Annotated in this window: 18 protein-coding genes; 4 read left to right on the top strand and 14 right to left on the bottom strand. The window is 69.7% G+C overall.

Translation table 11 applies throughout. From position 1 onward, the window contains the following. Nucleotides 1-154 precede the first annotated feature (154 nt). Nucleotides 155-334, bottom strand: a complete 180-nt coding sequence (locus tag AC1RSK_RS17130) for a Flp family type IVb pilin (RefSeq protein WP_492908808.1) — start codon at nucleotides 332-334, stop codon at nucleotides 155-157. Further along, nucleotides 313-714, bottom strand: a complete 402-nt coding sequence (locus AC1RSK_RS17125; protein ID WP_492908807.1) for a (deoxy)nucleoside triphosphate pyrophosphohydrolase — start codon at nucleotides 712-714, stop codon at nucleotides 313-315. The genes AC1RSK_RS17130 and AC1RSK_RS17125 overlap by 22 nt, the downstream gene beginning before the upstream one ends. Nucleotides 715-816: 102 nt before the next feature. Between AC1RSK_RS17125 and kdsA the strand changes: the two genes are divergently transcribed. Beyond that, entirely contained in the window at nucleotides 817-1,668 is an 852-nt protein-coding gene (kdsA, locus tag AC1RSK_RS17120; protein ID WP_492908806.1) for a 3-deoxy-8-phosphooctulonate synthase, read from the top strand. Nucleotides 1,669-1,891: 223 nt separating this feature from the next. On the opposite strand, the gene argJ is transcribed toward kdsA, so the two are convergent. Together argJ and AC1RSK_RS17110 are read right to left on the bottom strand one after the other, a co-directional pair. Further along, nucleotides 1,892-3,319, bottom strand: a complete 1,428-nt coding sequence (argJ, locus tag AC1RSK_RS17115; protein ID WP_492908805.1) for a bifunctional glutamate N-acetyltransferase/amino-acid acetyltransferase ArgJ — start codon at nucleotides 3,317-3,319, stop codon at nucleotides 1,892-1,894. Further along, on the bottom strand, nucleotides 3,316-4,299 hold the full coding sequence (locus tag AC1RSK_RS17110; protein ID WP_492908804.1) for a peptidylprolyl isomerase: 984 nt from the start codon (nucleotides 4,297-4,299) through the stop codon (nucleotides 3,316-3,318). The genes argJ and AC1RSK_RS17110 overlap by 4 nt, the downstream gene beginning before the upstream one ends. Before the next feature lie 163 nt (nucleotides 4,300-4,462). Here AC1RSK_RS17110 and AC1RSK_RS17105 point away from each other — a divergent pair, with 163 nt between their 5' ends. Next, nucleotides 4,463-5,254, top strand: coding sequence for a response regulator (locus AC1RSK_RS17105; RefSeq protein WP_492908803.1), 792 nt, complete (start codon nucleotides 4,463-4,465; stop codon nucleotides 5,252-5,254). Nucleotides 5,255-5,433: 179 nt separating this feature from the next. Here AC1RSK_RS17105 and rpoH read toward each other — a convergent pair whose 3' ends face one another. From rpoH to AC1RSK_RS17090, 3 genes are all read right to left on the bottom strand, one after another. After that, the gene (gene rpoH / locus AC1RSK_RS17100) at nucleotides 5,434-6,321 is read right to left on the bottom strand and encodes an RNA polymerase sigma factor RpoH (RefSeq protein WP_492908802.1); all 888 of its coding nucleotides are present in this window, start codon (nucleotides 6,319-6,321) and stop codon (nucleotides 5,434-5,436) included. 357 nt (nucleotides 6,322-6,678) lie between these two features. Then, nucleotides 6,679-7,671, bottom strand: a complete 993-nt coding sequence (locus AC1RSK_RS17095) for an RluA family pseudouridine synthase (RefSeq protein WP_492908801.1) — start codon at nucleotides 7,669-7,671, stop codon at nucleotides 6,679-6,681. Then, a complete protein-coding gene (locus tag AC1RSK_RS17090) occupies nucleotides 7,668-8,561 on the bottom strand; it encodes a helix-turn-helix domain-containing protein (RefSeq protein ID WP_492908800.1) in 894 nt (297 codons plus the stop codon). The genes AC1RSK_RS17095 and AC1RSK_RS17090 overlap by 4 nt, the downstream gene beginning before the upstream one ends. A gap of 173 nt (nucleotides 8,562-8,734) precedes the next feature. Between AC1RSK_RS17090 and AC1RSK_RS17085 the strand changes: the two genes are divergently transcribed. Continuing rightward, a complete protein-coding gene (locus AC1RSK_RS17085; protein ID WP_492908799.1) occupies nucleotides 8,735-8,998 on the top strand; it encodes a hypothetical protein in 264 nt (87 codons plus the stop codon). 238 nt (nucleotides 8,999-9,236) lie between these two features. On the opposite strand, the gene AC1RSK_RS17080 is transcribed toward AC1RSK_RS17085, so the two are convergent. From AC1RSK_RS17080 to fucP, 7 genes are read right to left on the bottom strand one after another with little or no spacing between them, the layout of a single operon-like run. After that, nucleotides 9,237-10,088, bottom strand: coding sequence for a fumarylacetoacetate hydrolase family protein (locus AC1RSK_RS17080; RefSeq protein WP_492908798.1), 852 nt, complete (start codon nucleotides 10,086-10,088; stop codon nucleotides 9,237-9,239). A 2-nt stretch (nucleotides 10,089-10,090) separates the two neighbouring features. Then, nucleotides 10,091-10,822, bottom strand: a complete 732-nt coding sequence (locus tag AC1RSK_RS17075) for an SDR family oxidoreductase (protein WP_492908797.1) — start codon at nucleotides 10,820-10,822, stop codon at nucleotides 10,091-10,093. Further along, nucleotides 10,822-12,015, bottom strand: a complete 1,194-nt coding sequence (locus tag AC1RSK_RS17070) for a UxaA family hydrolase (protein WP_492908796.1) — start codon at nucleotides 12,013-12,015, stop codon at nucleotides 10,822-10,824. Before AC1RSK_RS17070 ends, AC1RSK_RS17075 begins: the two co-directional genes overlap by 1 nt. A 2-nt stretch (nucleotides 12,016-12,017) precedes the next feature. Beyond that, entirely contained in the window at nucleotides 12,018-12,323 is a 306-nt protein-coding gene (locus tag AC1RSK_RS17065; RefSeq protein WP_492908795.1) for a UxaA family hydrolase, read from the bottom strand. Next, nucleotides 12,320-13,369: an aldo/keto reductase gene (locus tag AC1RSK_RS17060; protein ID WP_492908794.1), complete on the bottom strand. Its 1,050-nt coding sequence runs from the start codon at nucleotides 13,367-13,369 to the stop codon at nucleotides 12,320-12,322. Before AC1RSK_RS17060 ends, AC1RSK_RS17065 begins: the two co-directional genes overlap by 4 nt. A 48-nt stretch (nucleotides 13,370-13,417) precedes the next feature. Further along, on the bottom strand, nucleotides 13,418-14,245 hold the full coding sequence (locus AC1RSK_RS17055) for an amidohydrolase family protein (protein ID WP_492908793.1): 828 nt from the start codon (nucleotides 14,243-14,245) through the stop codon (nucleotides 13,418-13,420). 1 nt (nucleotide 14,246) lies between these two features. Next, nucleotides 14,247-15,515, bottom strand: coding sequence for an L-fucose:H+ symporter permease (fucP, locus tag AC1RSK_RS17050; protein ID WP_492908792.1), 1,269 nt, complete (start codon nucleotides 15,513-15,515; stop codon nucleotides 14,247-14,249). A gap of 122 nt (nucleotides 15,516-15,637) precedes the next feature. On the opposite strand from fucP, the gene AC1RSK_RS17045 reads away from it, so the two are divergent. Beyond that, the gene (locus AC1RSK_RS17045; RefSeq protein WP_492908791.1) at nucleotides 15,638-16,021 is read left to right on the top strand and encodes an L-rhamnose mutarotase; all 384 of its coding nucleotides are present in this window, start codon (nucleotides 15,638-15,640) and stop codon (nucleotides 16,019-16,021) included. The last annotated feature ends 4 nt before the right edge of the window (nucleotides 16,022-16,025 follow it).

Here is a 16,025-nt window from a genome sequence, read left to right as displayed (position 1 = left end):
CGCCGAGGCTGGGTTTGTTGACAGGTTTGTGGTGTCCGGCGCCTACACGTGAGAACCATTCCGGCCGAAAGGGCGCCGAGCCGCCAAAAAGCGCATGAATATGTCTAGACATATTCATCAAGTCACAAAAATCTTCAATATTTTCAGCGACTTGCTAAATCGCCGCGTCGATGGCGGCGGAGACGGCGTCCATGATGCCGGTGGTCTTGTTGCCGAAGGCCGTCACCGAGGTGACGATGACCAGGAAGATCAGGCTGGCGATCAGGCCGTATTCGATGGCAGTGGCGCCGCTCTCGTGGGCCCAGAAGGCCTTCAGACGAAGTCGCAGAGCCATGCGACCAGCGGGGCGTCCGCCGGCGGCATCGGGTAGTCCGCGAGTTGCTGGGGTTTTACCCACGCCAGAGCCTCATGTTCCCGCGCCGTGACGACCCCGTCCCAGCGTCTCAGAAGGTACAATGGCATAAGTAAGTGAAACGAATCGTAACCGTGGGATGCGAAAACGAACGGGGCCAGGCAGGCGGCCTTGACGTCGATGTCGAGCTCTTCCTTGAGCTCGCGGATGATGCACTCCTCCGGCGTCTCGCCGGCCTCGACCTTGCCGCCCGGAAACTCCCACATCCCGGCCAGCTGCTTGCCCTGCGGCCGCTGGCAGATCAGCACCCGGCCGTCGGCATCGATGAGGGCGGCGGCGACGACGAGGACGGTAGGCTTCATACGATCTGCACCTAACAGCCCCATTTGCGCCACGCCAGAACATCAGGAGGCGACAGGGGCGCATCGTCTGGTAAGGAGGCGCCAACCACAGGGAGCCTTTCCATGACGCAGCTGAGCCTCACCCGCTGGAACATCGCCTTCGGCGGCGGCGCGCCGCTGGTCGTCATCGCCGGTCTCAACGTCATCGAGGACCTCAGCCTGGCGCTGCACACGGCCACGACCCTGAAGGCCATCTGCAACGACCTGGGCCTGCCCTATGTGTTCAAGGCCAGCTACGACAAGGCCAACCGCTCGTCGCTGAAGAGCTACCGGGGGCCGGGCCTGGAGAAGGGGCTGGAGATCCTGGCCGAGGTGAAGGCCCAGGTGAACGTGCCGATCGCCACCGACATCCACACCCCGGAAGAGTGCGAGCCCGTCGCCGCCGTCGCCGACCTGGTGCAGATCCCCGCCTTCCTTTGCCGCCAGACCGACCTGGTGGTCGCCGCCGCCCGCGCCACCCACGCCGCCGGCGGCCTGTTGCATGTGAAGAAGGGCCAGTTCCTGGCGCCGTGGGACTGCAAGAACATCCTCGACAAGGTCAAGGAAGCCACCGGCGGGGCGGAGCTGACCATTCTCTGCGAGCGCGGCAACTCGTTCGGCTACAACAACCTGACTGTCGACATGCTGGGCATCGGCGAGATGAAGAAGCTGGGCGCCCCGGTGACCATCGACGCCACCCACGCGGTGCAGCTGCCGGGGGCGGATCCCCGCACCGGCGGGGCGTCGACGGGCGGGCGGCGCGACGGCGTGCCGATCATCGCCAAGGCGGCGGTGGCGTCGGGCGCGGATGGCGTGTTCCTGGAGTTCCACCCCGACCCGGACAAGGCGCTGTGCGATCCGCTCAGCTGCCTGCCGCTGGATGGGGCGGCGGGGTTACTGAAGACGCTGAAGGGGATTCATGAGCTGGTGAACTGATCATCCGTGATCCTTCTCCCGCTTGTCGGGAGAAGGTGGCGGCGTAGCCGCCGGATGAGGGCAGCGCCGGTGCTGGACGATTGTGCGCGTTGTGGCGCGTTCAGCGCAGTCCCAAGCCTTCTCAAGCTGGTGCTGCCCTCATCCGACCCCTTCGGGGCCACCTTCTCCCGACAAGCGGGAGAAGGGCGCGCCAAAGGCGCGCAAACACCGCACCTCAGTGCGCTTAGCTCCGATAATCGCCGTTGATCGCCACGTACTGCTTGGTCAGGTCGCAGGTCCAGATCACCGCGTGCCCACGTCCAACCCCGACGTCGATGCTGACCTCCAGCTCCTGCTTCTTCATGTAGGCGCTCATCTTCGCCTCGGAGTAATTCGCCGCCACCATGCCGTCGTGGGCGGCCATCAGCTTGCCGAACTGGACACTCATCTTCTCGCGGTTGACCGGCTCGTCGGCGCGGCCGACGGCCATGACGATGCGGCCCCAGTTGGCGTCCTCGCCGGCGAAGGCGGTCTTGACCAGCGGGCTCTCGGCCACCGTCCGGGCGATCTTCCGCGCCGAGGCGTGGCTCTCGGCCCCGGTGACGTTGATCTTGACGAACTTGCTCGCCCCCTCGCCGTCGCGCACCAGCTGCAGGGCCAGGTCGAGCAGCACGGCTTCCAGCTTTTCGCGGAAGTCGGCCAGGCGCTTGTCGCCGGCGCGGTGGATCTTCGGCGCCCCCGACTGGCCGGTGGCAAACAGCAGCAGGGTGTCGTTGGTCGAGCGGTCGCCGTCGACCGTCACGGCGTTGAAGGTGTTGCGCACATAGAGGCTGACCAGGGTCTGCAAGGCCCCCGGAGCGATGTCGGCGTCGGTGGCGACGAAGGCCAGCATGGTCGCCATGTCCGGCGCGATCATCCCCGAGCCCTTGGCGATGCCGGCGATGCGCACGGTAACCCCGTCGATCACCGCCGTGGCCTGGGCCCCCTTGGCGAAGGTGTCGGTGGTCATGATGGCCCCGGCCGCCTCGGCCCAGCCGTCGGCGTGGAGCCTGCCCTCGATCTCGGCCAGCTTGGAGGTGATCTTGGCGTCGTCGAGCAGCACGCCGATGACCCCGGTCGAGGCCATCATCACGTCGCGCTGGCGGCAGTCGAAACGCTTGCCGACCGCCGTCGCCACCCGGCGCACCGCATCGGCCCCCGGCTTGCCGGTGAAGCTGTTGGCGCAACCGGCGTTGACCACCAGGGCCCGCACGTCCGCCCCTTTGGAGGTGGTCAGCTGGCGCTTGCACCAGTCGACCGGGGCCGAGCCGACCCCATGGCGGGTGAACACCCCGGCCGCGCTGGTCCCCTCGGCGAAGCGCATGATGAGCAGGTCGTCGCGCTCATGCTTGTAGAAGCCGGCCCGGGCCGTGGCGATCTCCACCCCGGCCACCGGGGCGATCTTCGGGAAGGGCACGGCCAGCGGCGAGACCAGGAGGCCGGGCTTGCCCGGGGCCGCCGGTTCGCCAGAGGGAGTGGACGGAGCTTCCTTATGCGTCCGCTTCAGCGCCGCCCGCAGCGGGTCGAGCGCCCGATCGACCGCATGGCCGACGGCCTCCACCGGTCTGGCGGCGGCTTCCAGGGCCATGGCGGGCAGGTCTTTGGCGGACGAACTCTTGGGCGTCTTGGTCATTTCTTCTGCGGAACTGGAGCGGGAACAGGGGCGGGTTTGGCTTCCGGCGCGGCCGGGGCCGGGGCGGCAGGCGGCAGGGTGGCCCCGGGGGCGGGAGGCGGGGCGTTGGCCGGTTCGCTGGGCGCGCCGGGCACGACCTGGGCGCGGGGGATCAGGGTCTCGACCTTGGCCCCGCCACGCAGCTTTTCCAAGAGGTCGCGGATCTGGCCGTAGGTCAGGAAGCGCACGATGTGCGGCCGCGCCACGTCCAGCGTCAGCGGCTGCTCGGGCCGGCGCTCGTCGACCTTGACCACCGCCCAGCCGCCCTCGACGGCGAAGGGCCCGACCAGGGTTCCGGGCTGGGCGTCCTTGAGGGCCGTCTGATAGGCCGGTGGCATGACGTCGAGCGGGAAGAAGCCGCCGAAATCGCCGCCGTTGAAGCGGGTGGCGCTGTCGATCGACCGCTCCATGGCCAGACCTTCGAAGGGCCGGCCGGCGGCCAGCAGCCGCTTGATGTCGGCGGCGGCTTCGGGGCTGCCGACGACGATCTGGCGGGCCTTGTACTGCTCGGAGTTGGTCGCGAGCGTCTGCTGCTCGCGATACATCTTCTGGATATTCTCTTCGGTGACGCCCTTCTCGACGTAGCTTTCGACGACCATGTCGGCCAGCACGCGCTTGCGCACCGCCTCCAGCCGCCGCAGCGCCACCGGATCATTGTCCAGCCCGCGCTTGACCGCCTCGGCGCTGAGCAGCTCGCGGTCGACCACCTCGTCCAGCATCTGGCGGAACATCTCCGACTGGATGTCGAGCGGCTCGCCCTCGCCGATCAGCCCCTGGGCGATGGCCTCGCGCTTGACGTCCGAGGCCCAGACGGTCTGGCCGTCGACCCGCGCCACGGCGACGTCGCCGGTTTCCGGCGGCTTGTCGTTGCTGACCTTCGGCCCGCAGGCGGCCAGCGCCAGGAGGGCGACAGCGAAGAGGGGGGCGAGACGTCTGACCATGGAGACTCCGGCGTTCCTGAACGGTTCGCTTAAGGCCTTTCGGGATCAAAGGGAAATCTTTGCAACGGGCCGGCTGTGGCGAGGCGATTCATCCTCAATCTGATCTTTACCCGCGCTGTGCGACGAAATGAGCAAGACTGCTTTGTTGGAGCCCCCGCGTCCCGTGTTCAACGCCGATCCCAAGATCCTGTCGCGCATGGCCCCGCACCTGCAAAGGGTGCTGGTGGTCGATTCGCAACCGGCCGCCATCAAGCTGTTGCAGGACCTGCTGCGCAGCCTGGTGACCTGTCAGGTGTGGGCGGCAAGCAGCGACGCCAAGGCCATCGCCGCCGCCCGCGCGGTCGATCCGCAGATCATTTTCCTGGAGCACAGCGGCCCGGAGATCGATGGCGCCCGCCTGGCCCGCGCCCTGCGCCGCAGCGATCTCAACTGCCGCAAGGTTCCGATCGTCATGGTCACGGCCGAGGCCACCGCCCAGGCCATCCTCGGGGCCCGCGACGCCGGGGTGCACGAGTTCCTGCGCAAGCCCTACACGATCAAGGACCTGCTGCGCCGGCTGGAAGCGGTGGCGCTGAAGCCCCGCGACTGGGTGGAGGCGGTTCACTACGTCGGCCCCGACCGCCGGCGGTTCAACAGCGGCGACTATTCGGGCCCGCGCAAGCGCCGCTCGGACTCGCGCAAGACGCCGGACCAGGACCGCATCCTGCAGGCCCTGAAGATCACCCGCGCCGCCATGGCCGCCGTCGACACCGACTGGATGCAGGCGAGGCGGGCGTTGCTGGCCCAGGCGGCCGACCTGCAGAAGGCGGCGGTGGCGGTCGGCGACCTGAAGCTGATGGACGCGGCGGTGACCTTGAACAAGGCGGTCGGCGAGACGCTGGACCGGGCCAGGCTGGAACCGGCGGTGGCGGCGATCACGGCGTTTTTGCCGAAGGAAGAGACGAAGGCGGCGTAGGGCGCACGACCTCCCTCCCCGAATGGGGAGGGCAGACGCGCGGTTACGCGCGTCGGGTGGGGAAGTCGGTCACTGAATTTCGAGATTGCGCACTGAGAAGCCGAGCGGGCGAGTGGCGGTGACCCACTGCCCCACCCGGCGCGCAACGCGCGCCTGCCCTCCCCATTCGGGGAGGGAGGTTAAGCGTTGACCAGGTTCCGGTCGCGCGCCGCGGCCTGCATGGCCTTCTGCAGCTTTTCGAAGGCCCGCACCTCGATCTGGCGGACCCGCTCGCGGCTGACGCCGTATTGCGAGGCCAGGTCTTCCAGGGTGGTCGGGTCGTCGCGCAGCCGGCGCTCGGTCATGATGTGACGTTCGCGGTCCGACAGCTCGGCCATGGCTTCCTCAAGCAGGCCCATGCGCAGGGACTTCTCTTCGTTCTCGGCCAGTTCGGTTTCCTGGCTGACCTGGGTGTCGTCCGACAGCCAGTCCTGCCATTCGGCGTCGCCGTCGACCCGCATCGGCGCGTTCAGCGAGGCGTCGGGGCCCGACAGGCGCCGGTTCATCGACACCACTTCGGATTCCTGCACGCCCAGCTTGGTGGCGATGGTCGTCACATGCTCGGGCAGCAGGTCGCCGTCCTCGAAGGCGCTGATCTGGCTCTTGGCCTTGCGCAGGTTGAAGAACAGCTTCTTCTGCGCCGCCGTGGTGCCCATCTTCACGAGCGACCAGCTGCGCAGGATGTATTCCTGGATCGAGGCGCGGATCCACCACATGGCGTAGGTGGCCAGACGGAAGCCCTTGTCGGGCTCGAATTTCTTGACCGCCTGCATCAGGCCGACGTTGCCTTCGGAGATCACTTCCCCGATCGGCAGGCCGTAGCCGCGATAGCCCATGGCGATCTTGGCGACGAGGCGCAGGTGGCTGGTCACCATGCGGTGCGCGGCCTCGGGATCCTCGTGCTCCTTCCAACGCTTGGCGAGCATGAACTCCTCGTCCCGCGCCAGCATCGGAAATTTGCGGATCTCGGAGAGGTACCGCGAAAGGCCGCCATCGGGCGACATGACAGAGAGTGATGCAGCAGCCATTTTTCTTGTCTTTCCCCTATATCGGCAGGCGATCCTGGGCCTGCCCGCTCCGCGGCACAGGCCACCCGCCCCCGTTCCAACAGTTCAGATAGGAACCCGTTGCGACCTTTCAAAGGCCATGACGCGTTTGTAATCCGAGCGTCGGTATAATCCTGAGCGTGGGAGTCAGGTATCGAAAAGGACTGAGTGGGTTTTCAGAAAAGATGGGCCCGATGGGGGGCGTCAGTCCGCGGACCGTCCCCTCCGCCCGATTGTCCTCGCGAAGGCGAGGACCCATGCATAGTCGGCCGCACCGCATCGCAAGCCAGCCGCGCATGGATGCTCGCCTTCGCGAGCATGATCGGTGGTGGGGTGGGGTCAGAGCCCAGCCAGCCCCGCCTCCAGGGCCGCCATGTCGGCCGGCAGGGGGGTCTCGAAGCGAAGGCGCTCGCCGGTCACCGGATGGACGAAACCCAGCACCGCCGCGTGCAGCGCCTGCCGCGCCAGGCCGGCCTCCTCGATGATGGCCCGCACGGCATTGACCGGCGCGCCGGAGCCGTAGACCGGGTCGCCGAGGCAGGGCGCCCCCTTGCTGGCCAGATGGACGCGGATCTGGTGGGTGCGACCGGTCTCCAGCACGCAGCGGACCCGCGCCGCCATCGGCTTCGAACCGCCGAACGCCTGCTCGACCGCGTAGTGGGTGATGGCCTCGCGGCCGCCGGTCTTCAGGACCGCCATCTTCTTGCGGTCGTGCGAACTGCGGCCGATCTGCGTTTGGATAGTCCCGCTGGCCGGGGCCGGGGCGCCGCGGGTGAAGGCGATGTAGGCCCGCTCGATGTCGTGGGTCGCGAACAGGGCCGAGAGGCCGGCGTGGGCGGCGTCGGACTTGGCGGCCACCATCACGCCGCTGGTGTCCTTGTCGAGCCGGTGGACGATCCCCGGCCGCAGGACCCCGCCGATGCCCGACAGGCTGTCCCCGCAGTGATGCAGCAAGGCGTTGACCAGGGTGCCGCTCTCGGTCCCCGGCCCCGGGTGGGCGGCCATGCCGGCCGGCTTGTCGATGACGATCAGGTGCTGGTCCTCGTAGAGGACGCTCAGCGGGATGGCCTCGGGCTTGGGCTCGGCGGCCACGGGGGCCGGGATGGCGATCTCATAGGTCCCGGCCTGGGCCTTGGCCGAGGCGTCGGTCACCGGCCTGCCGCCGCGCGTCACCAGTCCGGCCGCCATCAGCACCTGGATACGGCCCCGCGACAGCTCGGCGACCAGATCGGCCAGCACCTTGTCGAGCCGTCCGCCGGCTTCGGCGACTTCGACGACCCGCAACCCGACATCTTCAAAGACGACCTCTTCCTCGTCATCCGGCGGCGTCACGACCAGCCCCCGGCCGGCGTTCCCTTGGACTTCGAACGCGGCAGCGGCAGGCGTAGCAACAGGTCGCCGAGGCCCGCCGCCACCGCCGCCGGGCCGCTGTCGGGGAAGAGGTGGGCGCGGACCTCGTCGCTGATCTCGGTGGTGGTGGCGTGCGCCTGGCGCAGGGTTTCGTAGCGCGCCTCGTCGGCGGCGGCGTCGCCGCTGAGGTCGGCGACGCGTTCCAGCAGGCAGACCTCGGCCGTCGGGGTGTCGGTGGTGTCCTTGGCGTTGGTCAGGATCAGGCCGTCGATGGTGTCCACCCGGGGCATGCGGTTGCCGTTGAGGATGCAGAACTGCACCGAATCGTCGGCGTCGTCGCTCATCATCCCGTACAGCTGGCCGAGGATCGGCATCAGCCAGCCCTCGCAGCGCCAGCCGGCTCCGCCCCAGACCACCCGCAGGTCCGGGCCGACCCGCTGGATCAGGATGTGCTCGCGCAGGATGACGCCCGGCTGGGTGCAGGCCGGCCGCGTCCCCTGCCAGATGCCCTCGTAGGCGGCCCCGTGGCGGGCGATCTCGCGCCGCGCCCCGATCAGCGACCGGAAGGCCGGCATGGCGTCCTCGGCCGGAGGCGGGGCGGCGATAGGCGTTGGGGCCGGAACGGCGACGCCGGCTCCAAGCCGATCGGCCAGGGCGGTCAGGTCGCGGTCCCAGTCCAGCAGGGTGAAGCCCGGAACCCGCTGGGCGACCAGCAGGGTCAGCTGCGAGAGGTTGTGCGACGAGGGGATCACCGTCCCCGACAGCCAGCGGCTGACCATCGACTTGTTGACCGCCAGTTCCGCCGCCAGCCGGCCGCGGCTGAGGGTCAGGGCCTTCATGACCAGGTCGATCTTGGCGGCCAGTGGGGTCATGGACCATCCGAAGGGGGCGGGAGCGGTCCCCAGTATGGGGTCAAAGCAACAAAAAGCAACCAAACGGCGACCGGCGTCGCGTGAGGCAACTCTTCAGGCGGCCTGGGCGGCGGCATAACGCCGTCACCGCAACACGCCGCCCCCCGCGGCACAGCCCGAAGAGAGAAACGACCATGAAGAAGACCCTCGCCATCGCCCTCGTCGCCGCCGCCACCCTGGCCGCCGCCCCCGCCTTCGCCGGCATCCCGTTCAACGGTACGAGCCACAACGGCATCACGCTCAACGGCAGCCGCATCAACGGCGTCGCCCTGAATGGCATTCCGCTCAACGGCGTCCAGCCCAACGGTCTGCAGCTCAACGGGACGGTCCGCACCGCCGACGCCACCCCCTCCGTCAAGGCCATCCGCCTGCCGGCCAAGCCGCTGACCAACCGCTAGCCCTGCGCGGCCCTGCATCCGGTTGCAACCGGATGCAGGGCGCTGCGACTTCACCGGACAAGGCCGGGCCGCCATAAGGCGGCGCACCGAGGGCCCTGCAGGGCCGCACCAAGGAAAGTCCCGTGAGAAGCCTCGCCAAGATCGCCGCCGCCCTGGCCGCCGCCCTCCGGGGCGGCCGTCCGGCTTTCTCGGACGCCTCATCGCGCGGCGTGCGCCTGGGCGGCCTCGCCCGTCGCCGTTAGGGTCGGGATTCAGCCACCACCCGCTGGCGCTGCTGGCCAAGGCCCTGGATGCCGAGGGCGACGCTGTCGCCGGGCCCCAGATAGACTGGCGGCTTCTGGCCCATGCCGACGCCGGGCGGGGTGCCGGTGGAGATGACGTCGCCGGGCTGCAGGCTCATGAAGCGGCTGACGTAACTGACCAGCTGGGCCGGCTTGAAGACCATGGTGCGGGTCGAACCGTCCTGGTAGCGGCGCTCGTTGACGTCCAGCCACATGGACAGGTTTTCGACGTCGCCGGCCTCGTCGCGGGTCACCAGCCAGGGACCGATGGGGCCGAAGCTGTCGCAGCCCTTGCCCTTGTCCCAGGTGCCGCCGCGCTCCAGCTGGAAGGCCCGTTCGGAGACGTCGTTGATCACGCAGTAGCCGGCGACGTGGTCCAGGGCCTCGGCCTCGGAGACGTAGCGGGCGACCGACCCGATCACCACGCCCAGCTCGACCTCCCAGTCCAGCTTGGTCGAGTCGCGCGGCTGGATGATGTCGTCGTCGGGGCCGACGATGGCGCTGGTGGCCTTCATGAACAGGATCGGCTCGGCCGGCACCTCGGCGCCGGTCTCGGCCGCGTGGTCGGCGTAGTTGAGGCCGATGCAGAGGAACTTGCCGACCGCCCCGACGCAGGGGCCGATGCGGCCGGGTTCGGTCACCAGCGGCAGCCCGGCCGGGTCGAGGGCGGCGAGGCGGGCCAGGCTGTCCGGCGACAGGGCCGCGCCGGCCACGTCGTCGATGACCCCGGAGAGGTCGCGGACCTGGCCCTCGGCGTCCAGCAGTCCCGGCTTTTCGGCGCCGGCCGGTCCGTAGCGAAGCAGTTTCATGTCTATCCGATCCAGCCGCCGTCGATGATGTGTTCGGCCCCCGTGGTGAACGAGGAGTCGTCAGAAGCGAGGTAGAGGGCCAGCCGGGCGATCTCCTCGGGCCGGCCGAGCCGGCCCATGGGCTGGCGGGCCATGAAGGCCTTGCGGGCCGCCTCGTAGTCGCCGGTGTCGGCCAGCCGCTGGTTCAGCGACGGGGTCTCGACGGTGCCCGGGCAGATGGCGTTGCAGCGCACCCCCTGGCCGACGAAATCGGCGGCCACCGCCTTGGTCAGGCCGATGACGGCGGCCTTGGTGGCCCCGTAGGCGAAGCGGTTGGGCACGCCTTTGATCGAGCTGGCCACCGAGGCCATGTTGACGATCGATCCCCCGCCGCCGGCGATCATGGCCGGCAGGAAGGCGCGGATGGTGCGGTACATGGCGGTGACGTTGATGTCCGTCGACCGGGCCCAGGCCGCCTCGTCGCAGTCGAGAATGGTCCCGGCATGGACGTAGCCGGCGCAGTTGAAGAGGATGTCGAGCCGGCCGATGTCGGCCGCCGCGACCGTGATGGCGGCGGGGTCGGTGACGTCCATCAGCCGGGCCTGAGCGCCGGCGATCGTGCCGATATGCTCGTCGCTGACGTCGGTGGCCCAGACGGTGGCGCCCTCGGCCAGGAACAGTTCGGCCGAGGCCCGGCCGATCCCCTGCCCCGCCCCTGTGATCAGGGCGACCTTGCCTTGCAGCTTGCCCGCCATCAGCCGCGCCCCGGCAGACAGGCCGGCCCGATGGGCTCGAAGCTCTTGTAGGTCAGGATGAACTCCTGGTGGCCCAGGGCCTCCGAGCAGGTGCGCTGGCCCGCCGCGACAGCGGTGACCAGGCCGAGGATCTCCTCGCCCACCTCGTCCAGGGTGGCGCGGCCCTCGAGGATGCGGCCGGCGTCGATGTCCATGTCCCCGCTCATCCGGCGATAGGTCTCGGGATTGGCGCAGACCTTGATCACCGGCGAGATGGCCGAGCCGACCACCGAGCCGCGGCCGGTGGTGAACAGGGTCACATGGGCCCCGCAGGCCATCAGCTCGACGATCTCGGCGTTGTCGCTGATGTTGGGAAAGCCGAACCGGGGCTCGCCGTCCGGCACCACGTCCAGCAGGTAGAGGCCGCCGGTGGGCGGAACGTCGCCGGGCTTGATCAGGCCGCCGATCGGCGAGGCGCCGGACTTGGAATAGGCCCCCATCGACTTCTCCTCCTGGGTGGTCAGCCCGCCGTCGGCGTTGCCGGGCGCGAAGCTGCCGAAGCCCATGATGGTGTAGTAGCGCTCGGCCTTCTCGACCGCCGCCTCCAGCTCGCGGCCAAGCTCCGGCGTCACCGCCCGGCCGGCCATGATGGTCTCGCAGCCGACCAGCTCGCCGGTCTCCTCGAAGATGCAGGCGGCGCCGGCCGCGACCAGGGCGTCGAAGGCCCGGCCAACGGCGGGGTTGGCGCTGATGCCGCTGGTGCCGTCCGAGCCGCCGCAGATGGTGCCGACCACCAGCTCCTCCAGGCCCATGGGCACGGGGTGGACGCGGTCGGCCTCGGCCCGCAGGCGCGCCACGGCCTCGACGCCGGCGCGGATGGTCGAGGCGGTGCCGCCCGTCTCCTGGATGACCAGCAGCTCGCAGGGCCGGCCGCTGGCCAGCACCGTCTCGCGCAGGCCCCGCCGGTTGAAGCTCTCGCAGCCCAGGGAGACCAGCAGCACGCCGCCGACGTTGGGGTGGGTCGCCAGGGCCTTCATCATCCGGTCGGCGTAGGCGTTGGGATAGCAGCCGGGGAAGCCCACCAGGTGGACGTCCAGGTCGTCGGCGGCATCGACGATGCGCCGGGCCACATGGTGGGCGCACTCGACCAGATAGGCGACGATCACCACGTTGCGGATTCCCTTGCGGCCGTCGGACCGGGGCCAGCCTCTCATGCTCATGCGCGCTCCTCGGCGGCGGCGTCGCGGGAATGGCTCGCGATGTAGTCGCTCTTCATGTTGTGCAGGTGGACGTGGTCGCCGGCCTGGACGGCGGCGGTCATCGAGCCGATCGGGGCGCCGTATTTCAGCACCTTGTCGCCAGCGGCGAGGGCATGGCGGGCGATCTTGTGGCCGATCTCGACGGCGGCTGGGGCGAGGACCGCCTGGCCGTCGATCTCCAGCCGGTCGCCGGCCGCCACCGGGGCGCGGCAGACCAGCACGTTGTCGGTGGGGTGCAGCAGGATAACGGGGGACATGCTCATGCCAGGGCCAGGCTCCCGGGGGTCGGCGCCGCCGCCTCGATCAGGCCCCGCTGACGCAGCTGCGCCCAGAAGCCGTCGGGAATGGGGGCGGCGACGCGCTCGGCCGCCAGCCGCGCCTCCTCGGCGTCGGCGACGCCGGGGATGACGGCGGCCACCTGAGGATGGGCCAGGGGGAACTGCAGGGCCGCCGCCGGCAGGGCGACGCCCCAGGCGGCGCAGACGGCGCGCAGGGCCGCCACCTTCTCGACCACCCAGGCCGGCGGCGGGGCGTAATTATAGTGGCTGACGGCCGGCTCGGCCTCGGCCAGGACGCCGGAGTTGAAGGGGCCGCCGACGATCACCGACACCCGCCGCTCTGCGCACATCGGCAGGAAACTGGCCAGGGCGGTCTGTTCCAGCAGGGTGTAGCGGCCGGCCAGCAGGAAGACATCGAACTCGCCCTCCGCCATCGCCTGCTCGCAGACCTGCCACTCATTGGCCCCCAGGCCGATGGCGCCCACCGCCCCACCATCACGCAATTGTCGCAGGGCGCGGTAGCCGCCGTCCATGAACTGCGCCCAGCGGGCGGCATAGCCCTGGCCATGGGTCGCCTGGCCGAGGTCGTGGGCCAGCAGGATGTCGATGCGGTCCCGGCCCAGCCGCGCCAGGCTGGCCTCGAAGCTGCGCATCACCCCATCGTAGGAATAGTCGAACACCGGCTCCAGCGGCGGGGCGTCGACGAAGCCGTGGCGCTCGCGGGCCGCGTCGGCGGGGGCCGGGGCCAGCAGCCGTCCGACCTTGCTGGAGATCACGGCTTCGCCGCCCGGGTCCAACAGGGCCAGGGCCGCGCCTAGCCGCTGTTCGGCCAGGCCGAAGCCATAGTGGGGGGCGGTGTCGAAATAGCGGACGCCCTGGTCCCAGGCCTGGCGCACCGCCGCCAGCGCCGCCCCGTCGGAGACCGGCCGATACAGGTTGCCGATCGCGGCCCCGCCAAACCCCAGCGCCGTCAGCGCGAGGTCCGTGGCGCCCAGAGATCGGGTTTGCTGCGGCAAGGTCGGAGCTTTCATGGATGAAGCAGTCTTCGCGGGTGGAAATGCGAGACCAGGGCTCGGAAGTCAATCATCCGCCGCCTCCGAAAGCCTGTACAGCCGCCGCGCATTGCCCCCGAACACCGCCGCCTGGTCGGCCGCCGCCACCGCCTGGCGGCAGAGCGCCAGCCAGCCGGCGTAGTCGCCGGCCAGGTCCAGCACCGGCCAGTCGCTGCCCCACAGCACCCGGCCGGGACCGAACGCCGCCAAGACCTGGTCGATGACCGGGCGCAGGGCCGTCGCCGGAGAGCCGGGCGGCGCCTCGGTCAGCAGGCCCGACAGCTTGCAATGCACATTGGGCAGCGCGGCCAGCGAGGCCAGGCCCCGCGCCCAGTCCGCCGTGTCTCCGCCGATCGCCGGTTTGGCCGCATGGTCGATGACGATGCTGAGCTGCGGCCAGCGCCGGGCGAAGGCCAGCAGGTGCGGCAGGTGGCGGGCGAAGACCAGGGCGTCGAACACCAGCCCCAGCTCGACCATCCGCGCGACCGCCGCATCGATGGGCGCCTCGGCGATCCAGTCGTCCCGCTCCAGGCTCTGCAGCATCGGCCGCAGGCCGCGCAGCTTGCTCCCCTCGGCGAGGGCCTCCAGCCGCCGCGGCGCCTCGGCGGCCTCCATGTCGATCCAGCCGACCACGCCGCACACGAACGGCCGCCCGGCCGCCAGGGCCAGCAGGAAGTCGGTGTCGGCGTCATTCGGCTGCGACTGCACAGCCACCGAGCCGGTCACCCCCAGAGGCCGGGCCAGGGCCTCCAGTTCGTCCGGCAGGACGTCGCGGTGGATCGCGGTCAGGTCGGGCGTCGGCCACTGCTGTCCGTGCCGCCCGATGCGCCAGAAATGCTGGTGGGCGTCGATCATTTCACGGTGCGTCGCGCTGGGCCCGCCATCCGAAGGCCGCGACGACGGCGAAACAGACCGCCGGCACGGCCATGGCCACATGGATGGCGCTGAGGTCCGAGACCAGGCCCATCAGGGCGGTGAGCACCGCCCCGCCGATGATCGCCATGACCAGCAGCGACGAGCCGGCCTTAGTCAGCGGCCCCAGGCCCTTCAGCGACGAGGCGAAGATGGTTGGGAACATGATCGACATGAAGAAGCTGGTCGAGGCCAAGGCGATCAGGCCCACCGGCCCCGGCGCCGCCACCGCCACCAGGCACAGCGCCACATTGATCGCCCCGAAGACAGTCAGCAGCATCGCCGGCCGCAGGCGGGCCATCAGCGCCGTACCGACGAACCGGCCGGCCATGAAGGCGATGATCGACCAGGTCAGATAGTCCGCCGCCGTCCGCTCAGGCGCTCCGACCGAAGCCTGGGCGTAGCGGATCATGTAGCTCCACACCCCGACCTGGGCCCCGACGTAGAAGAACTGCGCCACGACGCCCAGCAGGTAGCGGCGGTTGCGCATGAGGGCGGCGAAGTCACCGACCGCGCCCGGCCCTTCTTCCCGCGCCGCCTCGATCCCGGCCACCCGTGGGAAGCGGACGAGCAGCACCAGGCCGGCCCAGACCAGCACGAACAGGCCGATCAGCAGATAGGGGGTCTGCACCGCCGTCGCCTCAGTGGCGTAGAACCGCGCCAGGGCCTCGGGCGACATGGCGGCCAGCTGCTGCGGCGTATGCTCGATGCCCGACAGGATGAAGTGGCGGCCGATCAACAGGCCGGTGATCGAGCCCAGGGGGTTGAAGGCCTGGGCCAGGTTGAGGCGCCGCTCGGCCGTCTCGGGGCGTCCCAGCACCGTCACCAGGGGATTGGCCGACGTCTCCAGGAAGGCCAGGCCGCTGGCGATGACGAACAGGGCCAGCAGGAAGAGCTCATAGCGCCGCGCCTCCGCCGCCGGCCAGAACAGCAGGGCGCCGGCCCCGAACAGCAAGAGGCCGAAGATGACCCCGCTCTTGTAGCCGAACCGCTTCATGAACAGCGCCGCCGGAATGGCGAGAACGAAGTAGCCAAAATAGAAGGCCGACTGCACCAGCCCCGACTGCAGGTCGCTGAGGGTGAAGGCCTTCCTGAACTGGGCGATCAGCACGTCGTTGAGATTGTTGGCCATTCCCCACAGGAAGAACAGGCTGACGACCAGGACGATGGGCGCGGCCAGGGCGAGGCGCCCTGGCTGGGGCGTGGGTGACATGATCTGTTCCTCCCGGCGCCGTTGACCGGCGGCTCAGATCAGGCGACGAGATCAGATGTGAACTGCATCGTCAAATATGAAAACAACGCGGGCGGGCCCGCCGCCCCCGGAAAGGCTTCTCGATGACGCGTCACTGCCTGCTTCTCGACCTGGTCGACGACGCCGAACTGATCGCCCGCTACCGCGCCTGGCACGCGCCGGGGGCGACGCCGCCGGCCATCGTCCGCTCGATCCGGGCGGCGGACATCACCGGCATGGAGATCTACCAGCTCGGCGACCGGCTGGTGATGATCATGGAGACCGGCCCGGCCTTCTCAGCGCAGGCCAAGGCGGCGGCGGACGCGGCCGATGCCGACGTCCAGGCCTGGGAGGCGATGATGAGCCAGTTCCAACGGCCCACACCCTGGACGCCCGCCGGCCAGAAATGGACGCCGGCCGAGCGCATCTTTGACTTGGCGGAGCAGTCGGGCCAGTCGACGGACCGAGGGGAGGCAGACGCGGGCTGAAAAG

The organism is Caulobacter sp. GW821-FHT11A05 (genome assembly GCF_058809015.1).
Note: the sequence above shows the minus strand (reverse complement) of the source record. Positions and strands in the feature narration are given on the sequence as shown.

What these genes read in the sequence shown, in the direction of transcription:
- AC1RSK_RS17130 (WP_492908808.1), bottom strand. Translation starts at nt 334, where the DNA reads ATGGCTCTGCGACTTCGTCTGAAGGCCTTCTGGGCCCACGAGAGCGGC.
- AC1RSK_RS17125 (WP_492908807.1), bottom strand. Translation starts at nt 714, where the DNA reads ATGAAGCCTACCGTCCTCGTCGTCGCCGCCGCCCTCATCGATGCCGAC.
- kdsA (WP_492908806.1), top strand. Translation starts at nt 817, where the DNA reads ATGACGCAGCTGAGCCTCACCCGCTGGAACATCGCCTTCGGCGGCGGC.
- argJ (WP_492908805.1), bottom strand. Translation starts at nt 3,319, where the DNA reads ATGACCAAGACGCCCAAGAGTTCGTCCGCCAAAGACCTGCCCGCCATG.
- AC1RSK_RS17110 (WP_492908804.1), bottom strand. Translation starts at nt 4,299, where the DNA reads ATGGTCAGACGTCTCGCCCCCCTCTTCGCTGTCGCCCTCCTGGCGCTG.
- rpoH (WP_492908802.1), bottom strand. Translation starts at nt 6,321, where the DNA reads ATGGCTGCTGCATCACTCTCTGTCATGTCGCCCGATGGCGGCCTTTCG.
- AC1RSK_RS17090 (WP_492908800.1), bottom strand. Translation starts at nt 8,561, where the DNA reads ATGACCCCACTGGCCGCCAAGATCGACCTGGTCATGAAGGCCCTGACC.
- AC1RSK_RS17085 (WP_492908799.1), top strand. Translation starts at nt 8,735, where the DNA reads ATGAAGAAGACCCTCGCCATCGCCCTCGTCGCCGCCGCCACCCTGGCC.
- AC1RSK_RS17080 (WP_492908798.1), bottom strand. Translation starts at nt 10,088, where the DNA reads ATGAAACTGCTTCGCTACGGACCGGCCGGCGCCGAAAAGCCGGGACTG.
- AC1RSK_RS17075 (WP_492908797.1), bottom strand. Translation starts at nt 10,822, where the DNA reads ATGGCGGGCAAGCTGCAAGGCAAGGTCGCCCTGATCACAGGGGCGGGG.
- AC1RSK_RS17070 (WP_492908796.1), bottom strand. Translation starts at nt 12,015, where the DNA reads ATGAGAGGCTGGCCCCGGTCCGACGGCCGCAAGGGAATCCGCAACGTG.
- AC1RSK_RS17065 (WP_492908795.1), bottom strand. Translation starts at nt 12,323, where the DNA reads ATGAGCATGTCCCCCGTTATCCTGCTGCACCCCACCGACAACGTGCTG.
- AC1RSK_RS17060 (WP_492908794.1), bottom strand. Translation starts at nt 13,369, where the DNA reads ATGAAAGCTCCGACCTTGCCGCAGCAAACCCGATCTCTGGGCGCCACG.
- AC1RSK_RS17055 (WP_492908793.1), bottom strand. Translation starts at nt 14,245, where the DNA reads ATGATCGACGCCCACCAGCATTTCTGGCGCATCGGGCGGCACGGACAG.
- fucP (WP_492908792.1), bottom strand. Translation starts at nt 15,515, where the DNA reads ATGTCACCCACGCCCCAGCCAGGGCGCCTCGCCCTGGCCGCGCCCATC.
- AC1RSK_RS17045 (WP_492908791.1), top strand. Translation starts at nt 15,638, where the DNA reads ATGACGCGTCACTGCCTGCTTCTCGACCTGGTCGACGACGCCGAACTG.